Here is a 22,812-nt window from a genome sequence, read left to right on the forward strand (position 1 = left end):
GTTCAGTCAGCATCATTGTTGGTTCTGAAATAGCCATCGCGAGCAAGCTCGCTCCCACAGGAGTCTGCGTTGCCCTCAAATAACAAGAATCTCGGGAGCCCGCCATGTCGGTCGATCCGCAACAACTGCTGCGCGAGCTGTTTGCCACAGCCATCGACGCGGCTCATCCGCAGCAAGTCCTCGAACAATACCTGCCCAGCGACCGCAGCGGCCGAGTGATCGTCATCGGGGCCGGTAAGGCGGCGGCGGCCATGGCGCAAGTGGTCGAGCGTTGCTGGCAAGGCGAGGTCAGCGGCCTGGTGGTGACCCGCTACGGCCATGGCGCGCCCTGCCAGAAAATCGAAGTGGTCGAAGCCGCTCACCCGGTGCCGGACGCCGCGGGCCTGGAAGTGGCCGGACGGGTGCTCGAACTCGTCAGCAACCTCAATGAAGACGACCGGGTGATTTTCCTGCTGTCCGGCGGGGGCTCGGCGTTGCTGGCCTTGCCAGCGGCCGGCATCACCCTGGCCGACAAACAATCGATCAACAAAGCCTTGCTCAAATCCGGCGCCACCATTGGTGAGATGAATTGCGTGCGCAAACACCTCTCGGCCATCAAAGGCGGACGCCTGGGCAAGACCTGCTGGCCGGCGACGGTGTACACCTATGCGATTTCCGATGTGCCCGGCGATCTCGCCACGGTCATCGCGTCCGGCCCCACCGTGGCCGACCCCAGCACCTCGGCCGAGGCCCTGGCGATTCTCAAGCGCTACAACATTGAAGTGCCGGCCTCGGTACGCACCTGGCTGCAAAGCCCGGAATCGGAAACCGTCAAACCCGCAGACCCAAGCCTGGCCCGCAGTCATTTCCAACTGATCGCTCGCCCCCAGCAATCCTTGGAAGCCGCAGCCGTGAAGGCGCGCCAGGCTGGTTTCAGCCCATTGATCCTCGGTGACCTGGAAGGCGAATCCCGGGAGGTGGCAAAGGTCCATGCCGGCATCGCCCGGCAAATCGCCCTGCACGGCCAACCGTTGGCGGCGCCGTGCGTGATCCTTTCCGGCGGCGAAACCACCGTCACCGTGCGCGGCAACGGCCGTGGCGGGCGCAACGCCGAATTCCTGCTGAGCCTGACCGACAGCCTCAAGGGCCATCCCGGCATCTATGCGCTGGCCGGCGACACCGATGGCATCGACGGCTCCGAGGACAATGCCGGCGCCCTCATGACGCCTGACAGTTATCGCCGCGCCGCCGAGCTGGGCCTCAACGCCAGCGACGAGTTGGACAACAATAACGGCTACGGCTACTTCGCCGCGTTGGACGCGCTGATCGTCACCGAACCGACCCGCACCAACGTGAACGACTTTCGCGCCATCCTGATCCTCGAGACCCCAAAAAATGACGCCTGATAAAAAGGTCAAGATCCTCGCGACCCTCGGCCCTGCCACCCGTGGCATCGATGACATCCGCGAACTGGTGCAGGCCGGTGTGAACATCTTTCGCCTGAACTTCAGCCACGGTGATCACGCCGACCACGCCCAGCGCTATCAGTGGATTCGCGAAGTCGAGCAGCAGCTCAATTATCCGCTGGGCATCCTGATGGACTTGCAGGGCCCGAAACTGCGGGTCGGCAAATTCGCCGACGGCAAGGTGCTGCTGCAACGGGGCCAGGCCCTTCGACTGGACCTGGACCCGACGCCGGGCGATCAACGCCGGGTGAACCTGCCCCACCCAGAGATTATCGCGGCGTTGAAGCCTGGCATGGACTTGTTGCTGGACGACGGCAAGCTGCGCCTGCGGGTAACCACCCAGCATGCCGACGCCATCGACACCGAGGTGCTCAACGGCGGCGAACTCTCGGACCGCAAGGGCGTGAACGTGCCCCAGGCGGTGCTTGACCTGAGCCCGCTGACCGCCAAGGACCGCCGCGACTTGAGCTTCGGCCTGGAGCTGGGCATGGACTGGGTGGCGCTGTCGTTCGTGCAGCGCCCCGAGGACATCCGCGAAGCCCGCGCGCTGATCGGCGACAAGGCGTTCCTGATGGCCAAGATCGAGAAACCCTCGGCCGTCGCCCAGTTGCGCGAGATTGCCGAACTGAGCGACGCGATCATGGTGGCCCGTGGTGATCTCGGCGTCGAGGTGCCGGCCGAGAGCGTGCCGCAGATCCAGAAAAACATCATCGGCACCTGCCGTGCCCTGGGCAAACCGGTGGTGGTGGCGACACAGATGCTGGAGTCGATGCGGTTCTCCCCGGCGCCGACCCGCGCCGAAGTCACCGACGTCGCCAACGCCGTGGCCGAAGGTGCCGATGCGGTGATGCTGTCGGCGGAAACCGCCTCTGGCGATTACCCCCTCGAAGCCGTGCAGATGATGAGCAAGATCATCCGCCAGGTGGAAAACGGCCCCGACTACCAGGCGCAACTGGACGTCAGCCGGCCGAAAGCCGAGGCAACAGTGTCGGACGCCATCAGTTGCGCGATTCGCCGGGTCAGCAACGTCCTGCCGGTGGCGGTGCTGGTGAATTACAGCGAGTCGGGCAGCTCCAGCCTGCGGGCCGCACGGGAACGGCCGACAGTGCCGATCCTCAACCTCACGCCGAACCTGCAGGCCGCTCGCCGCCTGACCGTGGCCTGGGGCGTGCATTCGGTGGTCAACGATCGGCTGCGGCAGGTGGATGAAGTGTGTTCCACGGCGCTGGAAATCGCCCAGGCCCAAGGCATGGCCCAGCGTGGCGACACCTTGCTGATCACGGCGGGCGTGCCGTTCGGACAGCCGGGGTCCACCAACTCACTGCGCATTGAGACGCTGCTCTAGCGTCTGTACTGGCCCTATCGCGAGCAAGCTCGCTCCCACACTGGATTTGCGGCGATCACAAGCCCCCTGTGGGAGCGAGCTTGCTCGCGATGAAGGCGACTCGGTCCCTCTGACATCACCTATCATGCCCAACCCCCACTGCCCCGACTGGGCCACCGCCCTGCTTAACGGCTTCAGCCAGATTTTTCTCCAGCGCCATCCGCTGTGCGGCTTGCTGTGCCTGTTGGCCATCCTGCTCACCGCACCCACCTTGCTCGGCGGTGCGCTGCTGGGCGGCGTGGCTGGATTGCTGACGGCGCAACGACGCGGCTATACCAAGGAAGATCGACAAGCTGGCCTCTTCAGCTACAACGGCATCCTGCTGGGATTGCTGTTGAGCCTGGCCCTGCCGTGGTCGGTGTTGCTGCCACCGTTGATCATCGCCGGTGGCGGCCTCGGTGCGATGCTGACCCAACAATGGCTCAAGCGAACCACCGGCCCTCGCTGCTTGCCCGCCTACACCGCGCCCTTCGTGGGGATGGGCTGGTTGTTGCTGGGTTTCCCCCCGCCATCGCCCTCACCCGCGGCGCTGGACATGACGTTACCCGATCTGTTGACGGCCCCTTTGATCGGGCTGGGCCAGGTCATGTTTCTCGACCACCCTTTGGCCGGAGCGCTGATCGCGATCGGCCTGTTGATCGCCAATCGCCGCGCCGCTGGCTGGGCGCTGTTCGGCTCCGTCGTCGGCCTTGGGTTCGCCTGGCTACAACACGACAGTAGCCTCGCCCTGTCCGGATTGGGCGGCTATAACCCGGCGCTGGTGGCCGTGGCCCTGGGTCAACGGGCCCGTGGACCATGGAAGCCGCTGACGGGCATTTTACTGGCGGTCTTTCTCACGCCGGGCTTCGCCGCCCTGGGCCTGGCCCCACTGACAGCGCCATTCATCCTCGCCTGCTGGCTGGTTCACTCAACAGAGCGGCTCTGGCACCAGGCCATCCTTGATAACGAGCCTTGCGCTTTGCGGGGCAATCGCCCTAGGCTTCGCTGATCATCGATTCAGGCGAAGGTTATGGACAGCAGCAACAACTGGCGTGAACGCCTCTACGTGATCATTTTCCAGACCGACACCGTGGCCGGCCGGCGCTTCGACAGCACGCTGCTGCTGATCATCCTTGCCAGCCTGGTGATCGTGATGCTCGACAGCATCGACAGCGTGCACAAGAACTACGCGGCCCTGCTGGCCTACATCGAATGGGGCTTTACCTTCATCTTTCTCGTCGAGTACGTCCTGCGCCTGTACTGCTCGCCGAAACCGCTGCGCTATGCGTTCAGTTTCTATGGATTGGTGGACCTGCTGGCAATCGTGCCGGGCATCCTGGCGCTGTACTACAGCGATGCCCAATACCTGTTGATCGTGCGGATCATTCGCATGCTGCGGATCTTCCGGGTGCTCAAGCTCAGCCCGTACCTCAAGCAAGCCAACTACCTGATGGCGGCGCTACGGGGCAGCAAGCAGAAGATCATCGTGTTCCTCGTCAGCGTCTCGACCCTAGTGACCGTATTCGGCACGCTGATGTACGTCATCGAGGGCCCCGAGCACGGTTTCACCAGCATTCCCAAGGGCATCTATTGGGCTATCGTGACATTGACCACCGTAGGATTTGGCGACATCGTGCCCAAGACACCCCTGGGCCAAGTGGTGTCATCGCTGGTGATGATCACCGGTTACTCGATCATCGCCGTGCCCACGGGTATTTTTACGGCTGAACTCGCCACGGCCATGCGGGGCGACCAGCTCAAGCACGATTGCCCGGTGTGCAGCAAAAACAACCATGAACATGGCGCTGCTTTCTGCTCTCGTTGCGGTAATGCGCTTTTCAAGAAAACGGAATAAGCAAAGTACTTTTAAATTCTTGAAGGCCTATAGACTTGCCATTAGTGTGCTGGCTACTCGCCCGCCTCCCCCTATAAAAAGGAATTCGCAGTGAAGAACTTCTTTGGCGCCTCCCTTCTCGCCGCCGGCCTGACCTTCGGCAGCCTGGCCAACGCCGCCCCAACCCTGCTGAACGTTTCCTACGACGTGATGCGCGATTTCTACAAGGACTACAACGCTGCGTTCCAGAAGCACTGGCAAGCCGAGCACAAAGAGAACATCACCGTGCAGATGTCCTTCGGCGGCTCCAGCAAGCAGGCGCGTTCGGTGATCGATGGGCTGCCTGCGGATGTCATCACCATGAACATGGCCACCGACATCAATGCCTTGGCGGACAACGGCAAGCTGGTTCCGGAAAACTGGGTCACTCGTTTGCCGAACAACAGCGCGCCGTTCACCTCGGCCACGGTCTTCATCGTGCGCAAGGGCAACCCGAAAGCGCTCAAAGATTGGCCTGATCTGCTCAAGGACGGCGTGCAGGTGATCGTGCCCAACCCGAAAACCTCCGGCAATGGTCGGTACACCTACCTGTCGGCGTGGGGTTACGTGCTCAAGAACGGCGGCGACGAGAACAAGGCCAAGGATTTCGTCGGCAAGCTGTTCAAACAAGCCCCCGTGCTGGACACCGGCGGCCGCGCCGCGACGACGACCTTCATGACCAACCAGATTGGCGACGTGTTGGTGACCTTTGAAAACGAAGCGGAAATGATCGCCCGCGAGTTTGGCCGCGACCAGTTCGAAGTGGTCTACCCAAGCGTGTCCGCCGAAGCCGAGCCGCCAGTGAGCGTCGTGGATAAAGTGGTCGAGAAAAAAGGCTCCCGCGAAGCCGCCGAGGCGTACCTCAAATACCTGTGGTCACCCGAAGGCCAGGAAATTGCCGCCGCCAACTACCTGCGTCCGCGGGATCCGGCCGTGCTGGCCAAATACACCGACCGCTTCCCGAAAGTTGATTTCCTGTCGGTGGAGAAAACCTTCGGTGACTGGCGCACCGTGCAGAAGACTCACTTCAATGACGGTGGGGTTTTCGATCAGATCTATAGCGGACAGTAAGACTCGACTCACATAAACACCGCCTGTCAGCCAAGCCCCATCCTGTGGGAGCGAGCTTGCTCGCGATACGGTCTGTCTGCATCAACGATGCTGAATAAGCAGCCGCTATCGCGAGCAAGCTCGCTCCCACAGGAATTTGATGGCCATCATTAATCCCGGGCATGACTGATATCAGCCGCAAAGCCTGTTCCAGAGCCCTGCAACTCTTTAGCCTCACGCCATCCTTTCAATCGATCGACGAGATTGCCATGAGTGCTCATCCCTCCTCGCCCGGCGTCACCCTGACCCGCGGCATGGTCCTGCTGTTCGCCTTCTGCTGCGGCGCCATCGTCGCCAACATCTACTACGCCCAACCCATCATCGAACTGATCGCTCCCGACGTCGGCCTGTCCAGCACCATGGCCAGCCTGATCGTCTCGCTGACCCAGATCGGTTATGCCCTGGGCCTGTTTTTCCTGGTGCCATTGGGCGATCTGCTGGAAAACCGGCGCTTGATGATCCTCACCACCGTGGTCGCGATAGCCAGCCTACTGGGTGCGGCCTTCACCGATCAGCCGAATGTGTTCCTGCTGGTCTCGCTACTGGTTGGCTTCAGTTCTGTCTCGGTGCAAGTGCTGATTCCACTGGCAGCGCACCTGGCACCCGAGGAATCCCGGGGACGGGTTGTCGGTGGGATCATGGGCGGCCTGTTGCTTGGAATTCTGCTGGCGCGGCCGATCTCCAGCGTCGTCGCCGATCATTTCGGCTGGCGGGCGATGTTCATGATCGCCGCCGTGCTGATGGCGGCCATCAGCATCGTCCTGGCGCTGACCGTGCCCAAGCGCCAGCCCGATCACAGCGCTTCCTACGGCCAGCTGCTGGGATCGCTCGGCACCTTGTTGCGCCAACAACCGCAGTTGCGTCAACGGGCGTTCTACCAGGCTTGCATGTTCGCCACGTTCAGCCTGTTCTGGACCGCCGCGCCCTTGGAGCTGGCGCGCAACCATGGTCTCACCCAGACGGAGATCGCCTTGTTCGCCCTGGTCGGCGCCATCGGTGCCATAGCCGCACCCATAGCCGGGCGCCTGGCGGATGCCGGTCACACCCGCGTCGCTTCGCTGCTGGCGATGCTGTTCGCCAGCTTGAGTTTCCTGCCCGCCTTCATTCACCCGGCCTACAGCGTGATTGGCCTGGCGGTGACCGGCGTGGTCCTGGATTTCTGCGTACAGATGAACATGGTCCTGGGCCAACGCACCATCTACGCCCTCGACGCCAAAAGTCGCAGCCGACTGAACGCGCTGTACATGACCAGCATCTTCGTCGGCGGTGCGTTCGGTTCGTCCATCGCCAGTGCGGTATACGAACACGGCGGCTGGCTGTGGGTGGTGATCGTCGGCAGCGCCTTCCCGCTGCTGGCTTTGCTGCGTTTCTTGAGCGCTTCGCAGAAGGCCTCGTTGGCGACAGCCTGATAACGGCACGCAAATAAAAATGCCCGACAGGTCATGACCTGTCGGGCATTTTTTTATCGGGCGGTCAGACCCGCACGTTGCCACGCGGCCCGGCAATCGCCCAGATGATCAGGCCCAACACCGGCAGCAGCAGGATCAGCAGTACCCAAAGGACTTTCGCCCCGGTGCCCGCGCCACTCTTGAGTACGTTGATGATCGCCCAGATATCGAGCGCCAGGATAATCAGGCCAATCAGGCCGTTGAAAGTGGAACCCATGGTGTCGCTCCCGAATGGTGATATGCCCATTTAGGATAGCGGCCCCTGGGCAAGGGTTCCGTTTTATTGCTTCAGACGTGAACCGCGACCTTGAGCGCTTCCAAGGACGGTGCCGCGGCGATGCCCACCTCGGCGCACAACTCCAGCACGCGCGGCACGTCGTTGCCGTACACCAGCACCATCTGCAATTCATCGTCGAGCAACTGGCTGAAATTCATCAGCACGTAGCCACCGTTTTCCTTGTTCAGGCTGCTCATCTGGATCTGGATGCGGTTGAGTGCGGTCAGGGCTTCAGTCTTGGCCAGTTGCTTGGGCTTGAGGTTGAACGCGACGCCGGGGCCGAACGAGGCGACGATCTGCTCGAACAACTCGACGTAGGTATCCGCCTGGAACAACACGGTATCGGGCAAGCTGCCCACCACCACCCACTCGCCCAGCGCGATGGGGAAAGTGTCGTCGTAATTGATGTCCGGGTTGGCCGCCAGGAACGCCACCGGGTCGGCGTAGGCCTGGGCCGCCTCATCGGCAATCTTCTCGATGTCCGCCTCGCCCAGGCAGCCGGAGCTGATTTTGCTGATGAGTTCGATGAGTACGGCTTTCATGGGCGGATCCTGTGGCGATGTGTTTTTTTCGGGCGCGAAGGATAGCGCATCCCCCACTCCCTTTGGCGAGGTCAGCCCAACAACTTCTCCAATTGCGCCGTGGTGTCCACCGCGCCCATGGTCCTGGCCGCGTCCAGTGCCGAGACGCCGTTGGCATCCTTGGCCTTCGGGTCGGCGCCTTTGCCGATCAGGTAATCGACGATTTCGACTCGGTTGAACATCGCCGCCATCATCAATGCCGTGCGACCGTCGAACGAGGAGCCTTCCACTTGCGCGCCACCGTCCACCAGGGCTGAAACCACCGCAAGGTCACCCTTGAACGCTGCACCGGCAATGGGACTCTGACCGTTGTCGTTGCGGATTTCCGGATCGGCCTTGTGTTCCAGCAAGACTTTTACCGTCTCGACATGCCCATGGTACGCGGCCAGCATCAGCAAGGTATCGCCCTTGTGATTGCGCAAGTTCGGCGGCAAGCCCTTGCTCAGCAGCGCGGCCATCATCGCGGCGTCGCCCTGGCGGGCAACGTTGAAGACCTGCTCGGCAAATTCCGCTGCTTCTTCCGGGGTCATCTGGCGGCTTGTATCAGACATGGGAAAACTCCATCAGGCTCATCACAAAGCCGCTAGTTTCCCGAGGGACTCCGGGGCTGTCATCCCTTTTTTCTCTGCGATACTCATAGCCAGAATCAATAGCGGTACTGTCCCCCTTGGATGCGCATCGCCAATTGCCGGTCCACGGGCACATAGGTCGAGGTCTCGGGCAGCCAGGCGTAGATCGGCTCATCGCCTGTCTGGCACGGGTCGAAAGCCTCGGTCTTGAGACGGGTTTTGCGGTATTTGAAGGTGCCGGTGGTGTCCATCTTCACCTTGATGCGCAAGAACAGCGGTACCGCGTAGGCGGGCAGTTTGCACTGGAGAAACCGCAGCAGTTCATTGAAGTCCAGGGTCGCCAGGGATTCGGCCGGTGTGATCGCGGCCATGCCGGCGCGACCATTGGTGCCGTTGATCTCGACGCCATAGGCCACCGCCTCGGCAACCTGCGGATGCTGCAGCAACACGTTCTCGACTTCCGTGGTGGAGACGTTTTCGCCTTTCCAGCGGTAGGTGTCGCCGAGACGATCGACGAACTGCCCGTGGCCGAAACCGATGTTGCGCAGCAAATCACCGGTGTTGAAATAACGGTCGCCCGGGACGAAAACGTCCCGGTGGATGGTTTTCTCGGTCTTCGCCGGATCGGTATAGCCATCCAGCGGCGCCTTTTCGTCGATGCGCGCCAATAGCAGGCCCGGTTCGCCCTTGGGGACTTTTTGCATGCGGCCTTGCAGGTTGCGCAAGGGCGCGCCGCTGTCGTGATCGTATTGCACGAGCTCCCAGGCCATCAGTGAAAACCCGACCGTATTGTCGAAGTTCAGGATGTTGGTAAACCCGATGTTGCCGTCGCTGGCCGCGTAAAGCTCACAGATGTGGTCAACGCCGAAACGTGTCTTGAACGCCGCCCAGGCGCCAGGGCGCAGGCCATTGCCGATCATTTTCGTCACGCGGTGCTGCCGGTCCGTGATGCTGGCAGGCTGATCGACCAGGTAACGGCACAGCTCACCGACGTAACCCAGGGTCGTCGCTCGATACTTTCTCACGTCGCTCCAGAACTGGCTGGCGCTGAACTTGCGGCGGATCGCGAATCCCGAGGCACCGCAGATCGCCGCGCCCCAGCACACACATAACCCGGTGGCGTGATACAGCGGCAGCGTGCAATAGACGATGTCGTCGGGCTGCATGTCCAAGGCGATCAGGCCGAAACTGGTGGATGTGCGCATCCAGCGGCCGTGGCGGAACACCCCCGCCTTCGGTAGCCCCGTGGTGCCGGAGGTGTAGAGATAGAAACAGGGATCGTTGAAAAACACCTGCTGGCTGCTGGCCGGGTTGGCGCCGGGGTATTGCTGGCTTGTGCCCATCAGGTCGACAAATCCGGACGGCGCCGAGGAGGCATCCTGGTCCGCCACCCACCACGTTCGAGCATCCGGTAGCGCGGTTCGACCGCGCACATCGTTGAACACCGCGACCCGCTCATCCCCGACCACCACCGCAACAGGCGCGACCAATGCGAGGCTGTGGACCAGTGCATCCCCCGTTTGCGAGGTGTTGATCATCGCGCTGACCGCGCCGACTTTGGCCACTGCCAGCACCGTGATCAGCAATTGTGGACGGTTCTCGATGAAAATCGCTACGCAGTCGCCCTTCGCGACGCCTCGCGCCAACAAGCAATGGGCGATGCGATTGGCCTGCTCGTTGACCTGTGCATAACTCAGCACCGTATCGCCACACAGTAGCGCCGGGCCTTGGGGGTTGCGTAGCGTGGCTTGTTCGAAGCACCAACCCAGGCCGCAGGGCTGCGCGGGGTCCTGGACGTTGGCGAGTTTCATGCCTTTGACAATGCGGGGAACAGCTCTGGCGATGGCGGGCAACTTGCGCAACATCATGCCCCAGGTAATAGCGTCGCTGGGTGTACGACTCATGGGTGATCCTTCCCCGGCCGACCTTATGGGTCGCGGTTCTTGTGTGGGGTTATGCGAAATCTGGATCGAAAGTACGCCAGCGATTCCAAGGCTGTACACGCGGTTTTTGCAATGTTTTGTATCCGCTGCATGGAACAGGCGAAGCGTGAGCGCGGGGACACGGTTTGGTTCCAAAAATAATTGTCGGACCACGCAAAATGCAGGATGCACGATGGCCGTTCATGCAACTTGCACGAAAGCAAAAATATAGGTATTTATTAAGTTATTGTTTTAAAAGGATTTTTTAACAAATCAAATACTGGCACAGACACTGCAACTACCCCTCCACGGTTTGCCATACCATGGAGCAATGAACGATGAACATGATTCAAGAGAAGTTTGCATCGCTGTTTTCCAACTACGAAGTCACCACCCAGGCACGCCCGGATGGCGGGATCCTGCTGACCTTGCGCAACAGCGACGGCAAACTGTTCAAACGCACGATTTCCTATGCGCAATTGCACGCCGGGGACCAGTTGTCCTGGGCCATCAGTGCCATTCGCCGCGATTTGGCTGAACAAGCCAGCGAATTGCCGCCTGTGGCGATGCTGCAAAGCCAGCATCGTTTCGCGCTACCGACCTATCACAGCGCCTGACACGCTGTGCCGGGATCAGGCCTGGAGCTTATGGCTCCATGGCCTGATTTTTTTGTCCGCCGTTCAAGCGCCGAACCGGGACGGATCGATTCGAGCAAAACTTTCAACGGTTTCGTGCCCGGACAGGTCGCCCCCGTCACGCGCCAGGCCACACGTGGCCATCCCGGCGCCACGGGCCGCGTCCAGTTCCTGGACGATATCCGACAGAAACAGGATTTCCCCCGGCGCGACACCCACCGCCTCGCTGATCCGCTGGTAGGACTGCACGTCCCGCTTGGGCCCCGAGGTCGTGTCGAAATAACCGCTGAACAGCGACGACAAGTCACCGGCTTCGGAGCAACCGAAAATCAACTTTTGCGCCTGGATCGAGCCCGAGGAATACACAAACAACCGGTAGCCTTGCTGATGCCAATGTTTCAGCGCATCCACCGCATCCGGATAAACGTGACCTTTCAATTGCCCGGCCTCGTAGCCCTGCTCCCAGACCATGCCTTGCAACGCCTTGAGCGGCGTAGCCTTGCGGTCCTCGGCGATCCAGCCCAAGAGGATCGCGATAACCCGTTCGATATCAGCGTCCGGCTCGCCACTGTCCCGACGCACAGCGTCCAACTGTTGAGCAACGTCGGCGCGCCCGGCGTTGTGGCGGATAAAGTCCGGCAGGTGCTCGGCGGCATAGGGAAACAGCACGTCGAAGACAAAACTCACCGCGCTGGTGGTGCCCTCGATATCGGTGAGGATGGCTTTGATCGTCACGACGTCAGTCCTCCAGGCGCGGGAAGCGGCTGGCGATGTCATCGCCGGTGAATTTCGCGACCCAGCCTTCCGGGTTGTTGAACAGGCGAATGGCGACAAAATGCGGGTGCTCGCCCATGTCGAACCAGTGCGGGGTACCGGCGGGCACCGAGATCAGGTCGTTCTTCTCGCACAGGACCGCGTAGACGTAATCGTCGATGTGCAAGGTAAACAGGCCACGACCGGCGACGAAAAATCGCACCTCGTCCTCGCCATGCCGGTGTTCATCAAGAAACTTGGCCCTCAGTTCGGCTTTCTGCGGATGGTCGCTGTTGAGGCTGATGACGTCGACCGTGACGTAGCCGCGCTCGGTCATCAATTGGTCGATCTGGGACTTGTAGGCGGCGATCACTTCTTCCGGGCTGGCGCCGGGCTGGATTTTCGTCGCGGCTTCCCAACGGTCGAACCGCACGCCCTTTTCGGCCAGGGTCGAGGCGATGTCCTCGAAGTGGGTCAGTACCTTGTTCGGAATCTCTGGACTTGAGACGTGGTAGACGGACAGGCTGCTCATGGCAATGGCTCCAGCAATTATCGGTTCAGGAGTGCGCGGGTCTTGAGTTCGCACTCGAACAGGAATTCGAACGCTTCGATCTGGCGCAGCGCATCGTTCATGCCCGCCCCCCAGGTGTACAGGCCGTGGCCACGGATCAGGTAGCCGGCGCAATCGGGATGCGCGTCCAGCCAGGGTTGGACCTTGGCGGCCAGGCGCGCGATGTCCTGGTCGTTGTCGAAAATCGGCACGCGGACCCGGGACTCATGGGTCGTGACGCCGCTGAAGGCTTTTTGCAGTTCATAGTCTTCAAAGTCAATGAACGCTTCGCCGGTCAGGCGCGACAGCACCGTGGCGTTTACCGAGTGGGTATGCAGCACCGCGCCGATCTGTGGGCGCCAGCGATACAGCTGGGTGTGCAGCAAGGTTTCAGCCGACGGTTTCTTGCCCGGCTCCAGGCTGTTGCCATCCAGGTCGGTGGCGAGCACATCGTCGATGCCCAACTGCCCTTTGTGCTTGCCCGACACGGTGAGCAAGGCTTGGTCGGGCGCTAAACGGGTCGAATAATTGCTGCTGGTGGCCGGGGACCAACCGCGACCGTACAAAAAACGCCCGGCGTCGATGATCTGCTGAGCGAGCTGTTCACGGGTAAGGCTCATGGCCTGTCCTCTTGCATGCGTGTGGCAATGATAACGGCTGCAGCGAAGGCTGCGAGGCTGGCGATGTTGAATGTCCAACCGGCGCCCATGGCGTTCCAGCTATAGCCGGAGTACAACGCCCCCAGCGCTCCACCGGTGCCGGCCAGCGCGGCGTACAGCGCCTGGCCCTGACCTTGTTGGCGCGGGCCGAAACTACGTTGCACGAAATGGATGGCAGCGGCGTGAAAGCTGCCGAACGTCGCGGCGTGGAGCACCTGGGCAAACAACAACACCCAGAGGAATTCGGCCAGCGAGCCGAGCAGCAACCAGCGCAGCGCCGCCAACAGGAAACTGACCATCAGCACCCGACGCACGGAATACCGCGCCAGGATCCGGCTCATGAACAGGAACACCAACACTTCGGCCACGACGCCGACGGCCCAGAGCACGCCGATCAATCCACGGCTGTAGCCCAGGCGCTCCAGGTGCAGCGTCAGGAAGGTGTAATACGGCCCGTGGCTCATTTGCATCAGGCCGACGCAGGCATAAAACGCCAGCACCCCTGGGTTGCGCAACTGCCGCAGGAATCCGTCCCCGGCCACCCGCGGCCCCTGCACCGGCTGAGCGTTGGGCACCCAGAAGCTGCTCAGCACGATGCCACCCATGATCAAGGCCAGGGCCACCGGATAAATGTCCAGGCTCAGCCATTGGAACAGGCGGCCGAGCACAACGACCGTGATGATGAACCCGATGGAGCCCCACAGGCGGATCTGGCTGTAGCGCGAGGCTTGTCCGCTCAAGTGAGCCAGGGTGATGACTTCGAACTGCGGCAGCACCGCGTGCCAGAAGAATGCATGCAGCGCCATGACCATCGCCAGCCAGGCATAGCTTTTGTCGATGAAGATCAGGAAGAAGCTCAGCAGCGTGCAGATCGCGCCGAACCGCACGATCGCCAGGCGCCGGCCCGTGTAGTCCCCCAGCCAACCCCAGAGATTCGGCGCCACGCAGCGCATCAGCATGGGGATCGCCACCAGCTCGCCGATGCGTGCCGCGTTGAACCCCAGGTGATCGAAGTACAGCGCCAGGAACGGCGCGGTCGAACCGAGCAACGCGAAATAGAACAGGTAGAAACTGGAAAGCCGCCAGTACGGCAACGCCGCCATGGTCGTCAGGCCACGGCGGTCGGCAGGCCAGCCATCAAAGCTGACCCAGCACCGGGGTGCCGACGTGAACGTCGGCATTCTGGCCGCGATGGCGCAACAGATGATCCATCAGCACGATGGCCATCATCGCTTCGGCGATCGGCGTGGCGCGGATGCCCACGCACGGATCATGGCGGCCCTTGGTGATGACGTCCACCGGGTTGCCATGGATATCGATGGAGCGCCCCGGCGTGGTGATGCTGGACGTCGGCTTCAAGGCCAGGTGCGCGACGATCGGCTGGCCCGACGAGATGCCGCCGAGAATCCCACCGGCGTTATTGCTCAGGAAACCTTGTGGCGTCAGTTCGTCACGGTGTTCGGTGCCGCGCTGGGCGACGCAGGCGAAACCGGCGCCGATTTCCACGCCCTTCACCGCGTTGATGCTCATCAGCGCGTGGGCCAGCTCGGCGTCGAGACGGTCAAAGATCGGCTCGCCAAGGCCAGGCATCACGCCTTCGGCGACCACGGTGATCTTCGCGCCAACCGAATCCTGGTCCCGGCGCAGCTGGTCCATGTAGGCCTCCAGCTCCGGCACCTTGTCCGGGTCGGGGCTGAAGAAGGCATTCTGTTCGACCGAGTCCCAGGTCTTGAACGGAATTTCGATCGGGCCCAGTTGGCTCATGTAGCCGCGGATGACGATGCCCTGGCTGGCCAGGTATTTCTTGGCGATCGCCCCGGCCGCCACGCGCATCGCGGTTTCCCGGGCCGAGCTGCGCCCGCCGCCGCGGTAGTCGCGCTCGCCGTATTTGTGGTGGTAGGTGTAGTCGGCGTGAGCCGGGCGGAACAGGTCCTTGATGGCCGAGTAGTCCTTGGACTTCTGGTCGGTGTTACGGATCAGCAGGCCAATGGCACAGCCGGTGGTGCGCCCCTCGAAGACGCCGGAAAGGATTTCGACCTCATCGGCTTCCTGGCGCTGGGTGGTGTGGCGGCTGGTGCCGGGCTTGCGGCGGTCCAGGTCACGCTGAAGGTCGTCCAGGGAAATCTCCAGGCCCGGCGGGCAGCCGTCGACAATGGCGACCAACGCCGGGCCATGGCTTTCGCCCGCGGTGGTGACGGTGAACAGCTTGCCGTAGGTATTGCCGGACATGCAGGGTGCTCCGAGAAATCGCTGAGAAATCGAGATGGGCGCCAGTATACGCAGGCTCCCCGAGTAGTTCATCCTCGAACCTTATCAGTGCCCGCCAGTCCAACCGGCACCTTCGCAACTCATGGCGTCATGATGTTAAAACTGTTTGTGTTGAGCCTTACCCTCTTCACGGGCCTGGTCTGCGGCGTCGCCCAGGCCACCGTCCTGCAACGTCCCATCAGCCTCGACACCGGCAACGGTGAACTTTTCGGCTCCCTGCTGCTGCCAAAGTCCGACACGCCGGTGCCCGTCGTCCTGTTCATTTCTGGCTCAGGCCCTACGGATCGTGACGGAAACAACCCCGAAGGCGGGCGCAATGACAGCCTCAAGCGCCTGGCCTGGGTGTTGGCCCGGCAGAACATCGCCAGCGTGCGCTACGACAAGCGCGGGGTGGCCGCCAGCCTCGCCGCCACACCGGACGAACGCAACCTGAGCGTCGAAGCCTACGTAGCCGACGCCGTGGCCTGGAGCCACAAGCTGGCCGCCGATCCTCGCCTGGGCCCACTGATCCTGCTGGGCCACAGCGAAGGGGCGCTGATCGCAAGCCTCGCCGCGCCCCAGGCCAACGCGGCGGCGGTCATCTCGGTGGCCGGCAGCGCGCGCCCCATCGACGAGGTCTTGCGCCAGCAACTCAGCGCCCGCCTGCCACCGCCGCTGATGCTGCGCAGCAACGAGTTGCTCGACAGCCTCAAGGCCGGCCGTCCCGACCCGAATGTTCCTGCGCAACTGCAGGTCATCTTTCGCCCCAGCGTGCAGCCTTACTTGATCTCGCTGTTCCGCCAGGATCCGGCCCAGGCCTTCGCAGCCCTGAAAATGCCGGCGCTGATCATCCAGGGCAGCCACGATATCCAGGTCAGCGTCGACGATGCCCGGCAATTGAAAGTGGCCAAGCCCGACGCCGAACTGGCGCTGATCAAGGGCATGAACCATGTGATGCGCATCGTGCCCAACGACGTCAAGCGGCAACTGGCCTCCTACAAGGATCCGAACCTGCCCCTGGCGGCGGAGCTCAGTGCCCACATCCTGAGTTTTATTGGCACGTTGGCCGCCCGTTAAGCGCGTTTGGTGGCCTATAGCCCTCTAGTCTTGGCAAATCCGGCCGATAAACCGGTGTCGGACAGCGCAATGGCTGCCGACAAGCCGGCCTGGACAGGATTTTTGCCGTTATGACTGAGACTCAGACTTCTCCCGACATCGCCGCCGAAGCGGCCGCGCCAGCAGGCCCATCGGCGCCCGAGCTGCCTTGGACGGACGTTGAGGCCGAACATCACAAGATGCTTCGGCTGGCCCCGCTCAAGACCGATCGCGCCACCGGTGCGCGGCCGCTGCGGTTTGTCGAGTTCAGCTATGCCGAGCGCCATAGCAAGGAACGCAGCTTGCTGCGCATGAGCATTCAGTTGCCCGGCCAGCGAGTGCGCAAGGAACAGAATCACCTCGACGTGTGGGCCGACCACGTCGAGAAACGCCTGTTCTTCTCGCCCGACAGCTTGCAAGTCGAGCCCTTGAACCGGGGCATTGGCCGCTTCCTCGCCGCCCAGGGCATCACTTGGGCCAAGAAGCGTTGGTCGACCTATCGGGTTGACGGCACTGACCTGAACAATAAGGACGCGCTGAACGAAGACACCCGCTTGCGTCGTGATCACTTCCTCAAAGCCCACGGCTTCGAAGTGGTCTACGCCGATGCCCAACACCTCAAGGGCAGCGTCAAGCAAGTCCAGGTTGGCGAGCTGCTGGGCGACTGGAACACCGAGAAGCTGCAGTTCGTCGAGATTCTCGAAGCCGCGCAGATGCTGCAACAGGCCGAGCAGAATCTGGCGGAGCAGGAAGTCAAGCTGCAGAAGCAGGAAGAGAAGGTCAATAAGTTCAAGCGTGAAGACACGGGCCTGCGCTTCACCATCACCTGCCTGGTGGCGTTTGCGATGTTCCAGGCCGGATTGCTAATCTGGATTGCTACGCGGCATTGATGGCTGCTCAGAAGTGTCTGACGCAACTCCCGTGGCGAGGGGATTTATCCCCTCGCCACGAACGCGGTCGCCAACACAGCCAGCGTCAAACCCGCGAAGCGAACAACGCCTGGTGCTCACGGCACTGCTCGGCGCTGAGCATGAACACGCCGTGCCCACCGCGCTCGAACTCCAGCCAGGCGAAGTCGACTTCTGGATAAAGCGCCTCGACATGAACCTGGCTGTTGCCCACTTCGACGATCAACAATCCTTTGTCCGTCAGATGATCGGCCGCCTCGGCGAGCATCCGGCGTACCAGGTTCAAACCGTCGTCGCCACAGGCCAGGCCCAGCTCAGGCTCGTGCTGGTATTCCTGGGGCATGTCGGCGAAATCTTCCGCGTCGACGTAGGGCGGGTTCGACACGATCAGGTCGAAACGTTGCCCAGGAAGCCCATCGAAACCATCGCCCTGGACGGTAAACACCCGTTCGTCCACACCGTGGCGCTCGATGTTCTGGTTGGCGACTTCCAGCGCTTCGAACGACAGGTCGGCCAACACCACCTCGGCCTCGGGGAACTCGTAGGCGCAGGCAATCCCGATGCAACCGGAGCCGGTACACAAGTCGAGGATTCGCGCGGGCTCCTGGCCCAGCCAAGGCTCGAAGCGTTTTTCGATCAACTCGCCAATGGGCGAACGCGGAATCAGCACGCGTTCGTCGACGATGAACGACATGCCGCAGAACCAGGCCTCGCCCAACAGGTAAGCGGCCGGAATGCGCTCAGCGATACGTCGGCGCAGCAGACGCTGCACATGCACCAACTCCTCGTCTTCTAGACGGCAGTCCAGGTAGCTGTCAGCAATTTCCCAGGGCAGGTGCAACGCGCCCAGGACTAGCTGGCGCGCTTCGTCCCAGGCGTTGTCGGTGCCATGGCCAAAGAACAGATCCTCCCCATGGAAACGGCTGACGGCCCAACGGATATGGTCGCGCAGGGTACGAAGGCGGGAAGTGATCACGGCGGCAAACTCCAGGAAAATCGACGGGCGAGTCTACCAGCCAAACGCATGCCTACCCAAACGCGCTCCAAGGACGACAGTAAATATCGCTGCAATCGTAGGATCCTTCCGTTTTCCGTCAACCCTATTGAACAAGATGTCTATCTTGACAAGGCTGTAGGCCAGCAACGACGGTGCTTGTGATGGAAGCGATTCACAGAACCGCTCCGCCAGAGGACAATGTCGCAAAAGCCCCACTCGAAGGAGCCCCAGAATGTCCGTTCCAAAAACGATGTTTCAACTCAGCGGCCGCGGTTACGCAGCGGCCAACCTGAGTCAAGCGACCCTGATCATCATCGATGCCCAGAAAGAATACCTCGCCGGCCCCCTCGCCCTGAGCGGCATGGATGCGGCGGTCGCGAACATCAAGCAATTGCTCGGCGCTGCCCGCGCCGCCGGCCGGCCGATCGTACATGTGCGCCACCTGGGCACCCATGGCGGGCTGTTCGATCCACAGGGTGAGCGCGGCGAATTCATTCCGGGCCTTGAACCCCAGGGCGACGAAACCGTGATCGAAAAACTGCTGCCGAGCGCTTTCCACGGCACTGACCTGAAGAAGCGCCTGGAGGACCTCGGTCCCCTGGACCTGATCGTCTGTGGTTTCATGAGCCACTCCAGCGTCAGCACCACGGTGCGGGCAGCCAAGAACCTGGGCTTTCGTTGCACCCTGGTCGAGGACGCCTGCGCCACTCGTGATCTGCCGCACAAGGGCGGCGTACTCAGCGCCGATCACGTACACCAGACCGAAATGGCGATCATGGCAGACAACTTCGCCACGCTGGCCTTGACCCACGATTTCACCTGATAGCGCTCGATGAGCGGCCTGCTGCGCCGCTCATCCGCAAAAGCCTCTCATTTGCTTCAATTACTGGAGTATCAGGAACAACCCGAACATCTTCCGGTCGAAGGGCCGATACCCATTGAGGAAGGTCGGAATGAAGATATCCGATGGTTTTGACGCACGTCGCTTGCGGCCCAAGGGCCCGAGCAACTGGCGATTTCGTATCGGCGCGGGGATCGCGGCCCTGCTGGCGACGCTCGGCGTGCTACTGGCGATGGCTGGCGCCGCAAGCCTGCTTGGCCGCCCGCCCGCACTGGGCGAGCTGAACGCCACACCGCTGGGTTCGGCGGTCATCCTGGCAATCGGACTGCTGGTACTGCTGTTGGGCATCTGGCTCTGGCGGCGCTGCCGCCGTCGCGCCCGCCAATCCCTGGAGCTGGCCATGGCTCCGCATCTGATGAAAAAACACGACTGATCCGCCATCCGACGTTTTGTCGCGCCCTAATCCCCGGGAGTTGGGTAAACTGGCCGGCCTTCGCGGAGGCTGACATGCAAGACGACGACTTTTCCCTGTTCAAAAGTGCGATCCAGGGCGTAAAACCAATCAAACACGATCGCGCCGAAACGGGCAAACCCAAGGCCGATCGCGCACAAATCGCCAAGCTGCGCCAAGCCGCCACCGTGCGCACCGACGCGACGACCGTGGATGGCTTGTCCGATCAGTTCGTCATCGACGTCGGCCCCGAAGATGAATTGATGTGGGCGCGCGACGGCGTTCAGGAAAGCCAGATGCGCAAGCTGAAGGTAGGCCAGATCCCCTTCGAAGGCAGCCTCGACCTGCACGGCATGACCGTCGAAAAAGCCCGAGAGACCCTCTGGGCCTTCCTGGCCGAAGCCACCAGATTCGAAATCCGCTGCGTACGCGTCACCCACGGCAAAGCCGTGCGGCTGGACGGCAAGCGCCCCATGATCAAGAGCCACGTCAACACCTGGCTGCGCCAGCACCCGCAAGTGCTCGGCTTCACCTCCTGCCAGGCGAAGCACGGCGGCGCCGGTGCGGTCTACGTGATGCTCAAGCGCACCATGATGGAAGGCCGCGACGAGTAACCGCTCGATTGCCGAGCTTGCAGCGCCGTGCCCGCCACCGTACCCTTGCCCTTTGCGTAAAATCCCACAGGTAGTTTCATGTCTCTGGAACAGAATTACACCGCGATTCTCGGCCAATTGGGCGAGGACGTTTCCCGCGAGGGCCTGCTCGACACGCCCAAGCGCGCTGCCAAGGCCATGCAGTACCTTTGCCGCGGTTATGAACAGACCCTGGAAGAAGTCACCAACGGTGCCTTGTTCAGCTCCGACAACAGCGAGATGGTGCTGGTCAAGGACATCGAGTTGTACTCGCTGTGCGAACACCATTTGCTTCCGTTTATCGGCAAGGCCCATGTGGCCTACATCCCAAGCGGCAAGGTATTGGGCCTGTCGAAGGTCGCGCGCATCGTCGATATGTACGCCCGTCGCCTGCAGATCCAGGAAAACCTCAGTCGCCAGATCGCCGATGCGGTCCAGCAGGTGACCGGTGCCCTGGGCGTGGCGGTGGTGATCGAGGCCAAGCACATGTGCATGATGATGCGCGGTGTGGAAAAGCAGAACTCGTCGATGATCACTTCAGTGATGCTGGGCGAATTCCGCGAAAATGCGGCGACCCGCATGGAATTCCTAAGCCTGATCAAATAAAAAAGTCGTTCGAAGAAAACCGGCATTGATCGCCGGTTTTTTTTCGCCTGCGAAAAATCAGGTAAGCTGCGCGCCCTCTTCTTCCCTGCCGTGAGGCTATAACGTGATCGTCAAAGCGCTTCGAGTTGGCCTGGGCCAGCTCATCATCCTTATCGATTTCATCACCCGCCCCGGCAAGAAACAGCGCCCGGCCGACGCCCAGGCGCAAGTCGACCAGGCCGCTCGCAGCCTGACCCTGTATCAATTTCATGCCTGCCCCTTCTGCGTGAAGACTCGCCGGACCCTGCGTCGCCTGAACGTACCGGTGGCCTTGCGCGATGCCAAGAACAACGAGCAGGATCGCCAGACGCTGCTGGAACAGGGCGGCAGGATCAAGGTGCCGTGCCTGCGCATTGAAGAAAATGGCGAGACCACCTGGATGTATGAATCCAAGGTGATCATTGATTATCTGGATAAGCGGTTTTCGGCGGTCTGATTGTTTTGTGGTGAGCTTCAAGGCCTCATCGCGAGCAAGCTCGCTCTCACAGAAGGCTGGTGCTGATTACAAATCTGCAATCATGCACGGTCCCCTGTGGGAACGAGCTTGCTCGCGATGGGGTCGGCCCATCCACTGGATATTTCAAGCTGCCCTGGCCGCCAACGCCCCCCGTACCACCCCCGCCAACCGCTTCAACCCTTCATCCAGTCGCGCCGGATCGATGTGGCTGAAGTTCAAGCGCAAGTGGCCAGGATGCTTGTCAGGCTCAGGGAAAAACGGTTCCCCTGGCATGAACGCCACGTCAGCCGCCAGCGCTGCGGCGAGCAAGGTGCGGGTGTCCAGCGGTTGCTTGAGCGTCAGCCAGAAAAATAGCCCACCCTGGGGCGTGTTCCAATCGGCGATGTCGGCAAAGTGCCTTTGCAATGCAGCCTCGAAGCGGTCGCGCCGATCCCGATAGAAATCCCTCAACTCCTGCATATGGCGGCGATATTGCTCGGTGCCAATCCACTGCAGCGCCTGCCATTGGCCGATGCGATTGGTGTGCAGGTCCGCCGACTGCTTGAGCCGCAACAGGTGCGGGAACAGGTCTGGACTGGCGATCAGGTAACCCACGCGCAGCCCCGGCAGCAGGGTTTTCGACACGGTGCCGGTGTAGATCCAACTGGCCGTTTTCAAGCGACTGGCGATTGGCGTGGCGCTGCCACCGTCGAAGGTCAGTTCGCGATAGGGTTCGTCTTCGACCAGGGTCACGCCGAATTCATCCAGCAGCGCCGCCACGGCATCGCGCTTGGCCTCGCTGTAGCGTACCGCCGATGGATTCTGGAACGTCGGGATCAGGTAGATGAACGCCGGGCGATGCCGCTCCAGGCGCGCCCGCAGTTGCTCCAGGTCCGGGCCGTCCGCCTCAAGGGGGACGGTGATGCAGTCGGCGCCGAACAGTTGGAAGATCTGCAAGGCCGCCAGGTAGGTAGGTGCCTCGAGCATCACCTCGGTGCCGACGTCGATGTACAACTTCGCCGTCAGGTCGAGGGTTTGCTGGGAACCGCTGACCACCAAAACCTGGCTCGCCTCACAAGCCAGCCCTAACGACCGCGCCTGCGCCGCCAACGCTTCGCGCAGGGCCGGCTCACCTTCGCTCATGCCGTATTGCCCCATGGACAACGGCATCGCCGCCCACTCCACTTTTGGCAACATGGCTTCGGCCGGCAGGCCACCGGCGAACGACATCACTTTCGGGCGCTGCGCCGCGACGAGGATTTCGCGGATAAGAGAACTTTTGAGGCGCGAGACACGTTCGGAAAAAGCCATGGGGTCACCTGTAGCGAAGCATTGGAAATATAAGTCAAACTGCTTGACTGAAATTACCCCGCTC

At 61.7% G+C, this 22,812-nt stretch carries 25 protein-coding genes; 14 read left to right on the forward strand and 11 right to left on the reverse strand.

Annotation, left to right across the window (positions count from 1 at the left end):
- The first annotated feature begins 104 nt into the window (after positions 1-104).
- The 6 genes from M1D68_RS18250 (at position 105) to M1D68_RS18275 (ending at position 7,200) form a co-directional block, all read left to right on the forward strand.
- A complete protein-coding gene (locus M1D68_RS18250) occupies positions 105-1,385 on the forward strand; it encodes a glycerate kinase type-2 family protein (RefSeq protein WP_457967996.1) in 1,281 nt (426 codons plus the stop codon).
- Positions 1,375-2,790, forward strand: coding sequence for a pyruvate kinase (gene pyk / locus M1D68_RS18255; RefSeq protein WP_457967997.1), 1,416 nt, complete (start codon positions 1,375-1,377; stop codon positions 2,788-2,790). The genes M1D68_RS18250 and pyk overlap by 11 nt, the downstream gene beginning before the upstream one ends.
- A 124-nt stretch (positions 2,791-2,914) precedes the next feature.
- Complete coding sequence (locus M1D68_RS18260; protein WP_434701697.1) at positions 2,915-3,817, forward strand: urea transporter; 903 nt, start codon at positions 2,915-2,917, stop codon at positions 3,815-3,817.
- 21 nt (positions 3,818-3,838) lie between these two features.
- Positions 3,839-4,663, forward strand: coding sequence for an ion transporter (locus M1D68_RS18265; protein ID WP_420766952.1), 825 nt, complete (start codon positions 3,839-3,841; stop codon positions 4,661-4,663).
- 90 nt (positions 4,664-4,753) lie between these two features.
- Positions 4,754-5,752, forward strand: a complete 999-nt coding sequence (locus M1D68_RS18270) for a sulfate ABC transporter substrate-binding protein (protein WP_420766953.1) — start codon at positions 4,754-4,756, stop codon at positions 5,750-5,752.
- Between the two features lie 248 nt (positions 5,753-6,000).
- On the forward strand, positions 6,001-7,200 hold the full coding sequence (locus M1D68_RS18275) for an MFS transporter (protein WP_420766954.1): 1,200 nt from the start codon (positions 6,001-6,003) through the stop codon (positions 7,198-7,200).
- 64 nt (positions 7,201-7,264) lie between these two features.
- Here the strand turns inward: M1D68_RS18275 and M1D68_RS18280 are convergent, their stop codons facing one another.
- From M1D68_RS18280 to M1D68_RS18295, 4 genes are all read right to left on the reverse strand, one after another.
- Positions 7,265-7,456, reverse strand: a complete 192-nt coding sequence (locus tag M1D68_RS18280) for a PLDc N-terminal domain-containing protein (protein ID WP_053149901.1) — start codon at positions 7,454-7,456, stop codon at positions 7,265-7,267.
- 71 nt (positions 7,457-7,527) lie between these two features.
- Positions 7,528-8,058: a hypothetical protein gene (locus M1D68_RS18285; protein WP_420766955.1), complete on the reverse strand. Its 531-nt coding sequence runs from the start codon at positions 8,056-8,058 to the stop codon at positions 7,528-7,530.
- A 71-nt stretch (positions 8,059-8,129) separates the two neighbouring features.
- Entirely contained in the window at positions 8,130-8,648 is a 519-nt protein-coding gene (locus M1D68_RS18290) for an ankyrin repeat domain-containing protein (protein ID WP_420766956.1), read from the reverse strand.
- Between the two features lie 95 nt (positions 8,649-8,743).
- A complete protein-coding gene (locus M1D68_RS18295) occupies positions 8,744-10,570 on the reverse strand; it encodes a long-chain-acyl-CoA synthetase (RefSeq protein WP_457967998.1) in 1,827 nt (608 codons plus the stop codon).
- Between the two features lie 356 nt (positions 10,571-10,926).
- Between M1D68_RS18295 and M1D68_RS18300 the strand changes: the two genes are divergently transcribed.
- Entirely contained in the window at positions 10,927-11,205 is a 279-nt protein-coding gene (locus M1D68_RS18300; protein WP_030142324.1) for a DUF3509 domain-containing protein, read from the forward strand.
- A 63-nt stretch (positions 11,206-11,268) separates the two neighbouring features.
- On the opposite strand, the gene mtnC is transcribed toward M1D68_RS18300, so the two are convergent.
- From mtnC to aroC, 5 genes are read right to left on the reverse strand one after another with little or no spacing between them, the layout of a single operon-like run.
- The gene (gene mtnC, locus M1D68_RS18305; RefSeq protein ID WP_445570755.1) at positions 11,269-11,958 is read right to left on the reverse strand and encodes an acireductone synthase; all 690 of its coding nucleotides are present in this window, start codon (positions 11,956-11,958) and stop codon (positions 11,269-11,271) included.
- Positions 11,959-11,962: 4 nt separating this feature from the next.
- Positions 11,963-12,508, reverse strand: coding sequence for a 1,2-dihydroxy-3-keto-5-methylthiopentene dioxygenase (locus M1D68_RS18310; protein ID WP_434648617.1), 546 nt, complete (start codon positions 12,506-12,508; stop codon positions 11,963-11,965).
- A 17-nt stretch (positions 12,509-12,525) separates the two neighbouring features.
- Positions 12,526-13,146, reverse strand: coding sequence for a methylthioribulose 1-phosphate dehydratase (locus tag M1D68_RS18315; protein WP_434648619.1), 621 nt, complete (start codon positions 13,144-13,146; stop codon positions 12,526-12,528).
- Positions 13,143-14,288, reverse strand: coding sequence for an MFS transporter (locus tag M1D68_RS18320; RefSeq protein WP_457970760.1), 1,146 nt, complete (start codon positions 14,286-14,288; stop codon positions 13,143-13,145). Before M1D68_RS18320 ends, M1D68_RS18315 begins: the two co-directional genes overlap by 4 nt.
- A gap of 34 nt (positions 14,289-14,322) precedes the next feature.
- Complete coding sequence (gene aroC, locus M1D68_RS18325) at positions 14,323-15,414, reverse strand: chorismate synthase (protein WP_434560105.1); 1,092 nt, start codon at positions 15,412-15,414, stop codon at positions 14,323-14,325.
- Between the two features lie 129 nt (positions 15,415-15,543).
- On the opposite strand from aroC, the gene M1D68_RS18330 reads away from it, so the two are divergent.
- The gene (locus tag M1D68_RS18330) at positions 15,544-16,509 is read left to right on the forward strand and encodes an alpha/beta hydrolase (RefSeq protein WP_457967999.1); all 966 of its coding nucleotides are present in this window, start codon (positions 15,544-15,546) and stop codon (positions 16,507-16,509) included.
- Positions 16,510-16,619: 110 nt separating this feature from the next.
- Positions 16,620-17,417, forward strand: coding sequence for a hypothetical protein (locus tag M1D68_RS18335; protein WP_457968000.1), 798 nt, complete (start codon positions 16,620-16,622; stop codon positions 17,415-17,417).
- Between the two features lie 85 nt (positions 17,418-17,502).
- On the opposite strand, the gene prmB is transcribed toward M1D68_RS18335, so the two are convergent.
- Complete coding sequence (prmB, locus tag M1D68_RS18340) at positions 17,503-18,411, reverse strand: 50S ribosomal protein L3 N(5)-glutamine methyltransferase (protein WP_420766964.1); 909 nt, start codon at positions 18,409-18,411, stop codon at positions 17,503-17,505.
- A gap of 253 nt (positions 18,412-18,664) precedes the next feature.
- On the opposite strand from prmB, the gene M1D68_RS18345 reads away from it, so the two are divergent.
- The 5 genes from M1D68_RS18345 (at position 18,665) to M1D68_RS18365 (ending at position 21,437) form a co-directional block, all read left to right on the forward strand.
- Complete coding sequence (locus M1D68_RS18345) at positions 18,665-19,255, forward strand: cysteine hydrolase family protein (RefSeq protein ID WP_420766965.1); 591 nt, start codon at positions 18,665-18,667, stop codon at positions 19,253-19,255.
- Positions 19,256-19,385: 130 nt separating this feature from the next.
- Positions 19,386-19,706, forward strand: a complete 321-nt coding sequence (locus M1D68_RS18350; protein WP_420766966.1) for a hypothetical protein — start codon at positions 19,386-19,388, stop codon at positions 19,704-19,706.
- Positions 19,707-19,780: 74 nt separating this feature from the next.
- The gene (locus M1D68_RS18355; RefSeq protein WP_045156639.1) at positions 19,781-20,338 is read left to right on the forward strand and encodes a Smr/MutS family protein; all 558 of its coding nucleotides are present in this window, start codon (positions 19,781-19,783) and stop codon (positions 20,336-20,338) included.
- 78 nt (positions 20,339-20,416) lie between these two features.
- The gene (gene folE, locus M1D68_RS18360) at positions 20,417-20,962 is read left to right on the forward strand and encodes a GTP cyclohydrolase I FolE (RefSeq protein WP_030142335.1); all 546 of its coding nucleotides are present in this window, start codon (positions 20,417-20,419) and stop codon (positions 20,960-20,962) included.
- 103 nt (positions 20,963-21,065) lie between these two features.
- Positions 21,066-21,437 (forward strand): glutathione S-transferase N-terminal domain-containing protein, encoded by a 372-nt coding sequence (locus tag M1D68_RS18365; RefSeq protein WP_434560111.1) that lies wholly within the window; start codon positions 21,066-21,068, stop codon positions 21,435-21,437.
- Positions 21,438-21,581: 144 nt separating this feature from the next.
- Here M1D68_RS18365 and M1D68_RS18370 read toward each other — a convergent pair whose 3' ends face one another.
- Positions 21,582-22,748, reverse strand: coding sequence for an aminotransferase-like domain-containing protein (locus M1D68_RS18370; protein WP_457968001.1), 1,167 nt, complete (start codon positions 22,746-22,748; stop codon positions 21,582-21,584).
- Between the last annotated feature and the right edge of the window lie 64 nt (positions 22,749-22,812).

The organism is Pseudomonas sp. R4-84 (assembly GCF_054130985.1).

What these genes read in the sequence shown, in the direction of transcription:
- M1D68_RS18250 (WP_457967996.1), top strand. Translation starts at nt 105, where the DNA reads ATGTCGGTCGATCCGCAACAACTGCTGCGCGAGCTGTTTGCCACAGCC.
- pyk (WP_457967997.1), top strand. Translation starts at nt 1,375, where the DNA reads ATGACGCCTGATAAAAAGGTCAAGATCCTCGCGACCCTCGGCCCTGCC.
- M1D68_RS18260 (WP_434701697.1), top strand. Translation starts at nt 2,915, where the DNA reads ATGCCCAACCCCCACTGCCCCGACTGGGCCACCGCCCTGCTTAACGGC.
- M1D68_RS18265 (WP_420766952.1), top strand. Translation starts at nt 3,839, where the DNA reads ATGGACAGCAGCAACAACTGGCGTGAACGCCTCTACGTGATCATTTTC.
- M1D68_RS18275 (WP_420766954.1), top strand. Translation starts at nt 6,001, where the DNA reads ATGAGTGCTCATCCCTCCTCGCCCGGCGTCACCCTGACCCGCGGCATG.
- M1D68_RS18280 (WP_053149901.1), bottom strand. Translation starts at nt 7,456, where the DNA reads ATGGGTTCCACTTTCAACGGCCTGATTGGCCTGATTATCCTGGCGCTC.
- M1D68_RS18285 (WP_420766955.1), bottom strand. Translation starts at nt 8,058, where the DNA reads ATGAAAGCCGTACTCATCGAACTCATCAGCAAAATCAGCTCCGGCTGC.
- M1D68_RS18290 (WP_420766956.1), bottom strand. Translation starts at nt 8,648, where the DNA reads ATGTCTGATACAAGCCGCCAGATGACCCCGGAAGAAGCAGCGGAATTT.
- M1D68_RS18295 (WP_457967998.1), bottom strand. Translation starts at nt 10,570, where the DNA reads ATGAGTCGTACACCCAGCGACGCTATTACCTGGGGCATGATGTTGCGC.
- M1D68_RS18300 (WP_030142324.1), top strand. Translation starts at nt 10,927, where the DNA reads ATGAACATGATTCAAGAGAAGTTTGCATCGCTGTTTTCCAACTACGAA.
- M1D68_RS18310 (WP_434648617.1), bottom strand. Translation starts at nt 12,508, where the DNA reads ATGAGCAGCCTGTCCGTCTACCACGTCTCAAGTCCAGAGATTCCGAAC.
- M1D68_RS18315 (WP_434648619.1), bottom strand. Translation starts at nt 13,146, where the DNA reads ATGAGCCTTACCCGTGAACAGCTCGCTCAGCAGATCATCGACGCCGGG.
- M1D68_RS18320 (WP_457970760.1), bottom strand. Translation starts at nt 14,288, where the DNA reads ATGGCGGCGTTGCCGTACTGGCGGCTTTCCAGTTTCTACCTGTTCTAT.
- aroC (WP_434560105.1), bottom strand. Translation starts at nt 15,414, where the DNA reads ATGTCCGGCAATACCTACGGCAAGCTGTTCACCGTCACCACCGCGGGC.
- M1D68_RS18330 (WP_457967999.1), top strand. Translation starts at nt 15,544, where the DNA reads ATGATGTTAAAACTGTTTGTGTTGAGCCTTACCCTCTTCACGGGCCTG.
- M1D68_RS18335 (WP_457968000.1), top strand. Translation starts at nt 16,620, where the DNA reads ATGACTGAGACTCAGACTTCTCCCGACATCGCCGCCGAAGCGGCCGCG.
- M1D68_RS18345 (WP_420766965.1), top strand. Translation starts at nt 18,665, where the DNA reads ATGTCCGTTCCAAAAACGATGTTTCAACTCAGCGGCCGCGGTTACGCA.
- M1D68_RS18350 (WP_420766966.1), top strand. Translation starts at nt 19,386, where the DNA reads ATGAAGATATCCGATGGTTTTGACGCACGTCGCTTGCGGCCCAAGGGC.
- M1D68_RS18355 (WP_045156639.1), top strand. Translation starts at nt 19,781, where the DNA reads ATGCAAGACGACGACTTTTCCCTGTTCAAAAGTGCGATCCAGGGCGTA.
- folE (WP_030142335.1), top strand. Translation starts at nt 20,417, where the DNA reads ATGTCTCTGGAACAGAATTACACCGCGATTCTCGGCCAATTGGGCGAG.
- M1D68_RS18370 (WP_457968001.1), bottom strand. Translation starts at nt 22,748, where the DNA reads ATGGCTTTTTCCGAACGTGTCTCGCGCCTCAAAAGTTCTCTTATCCGC.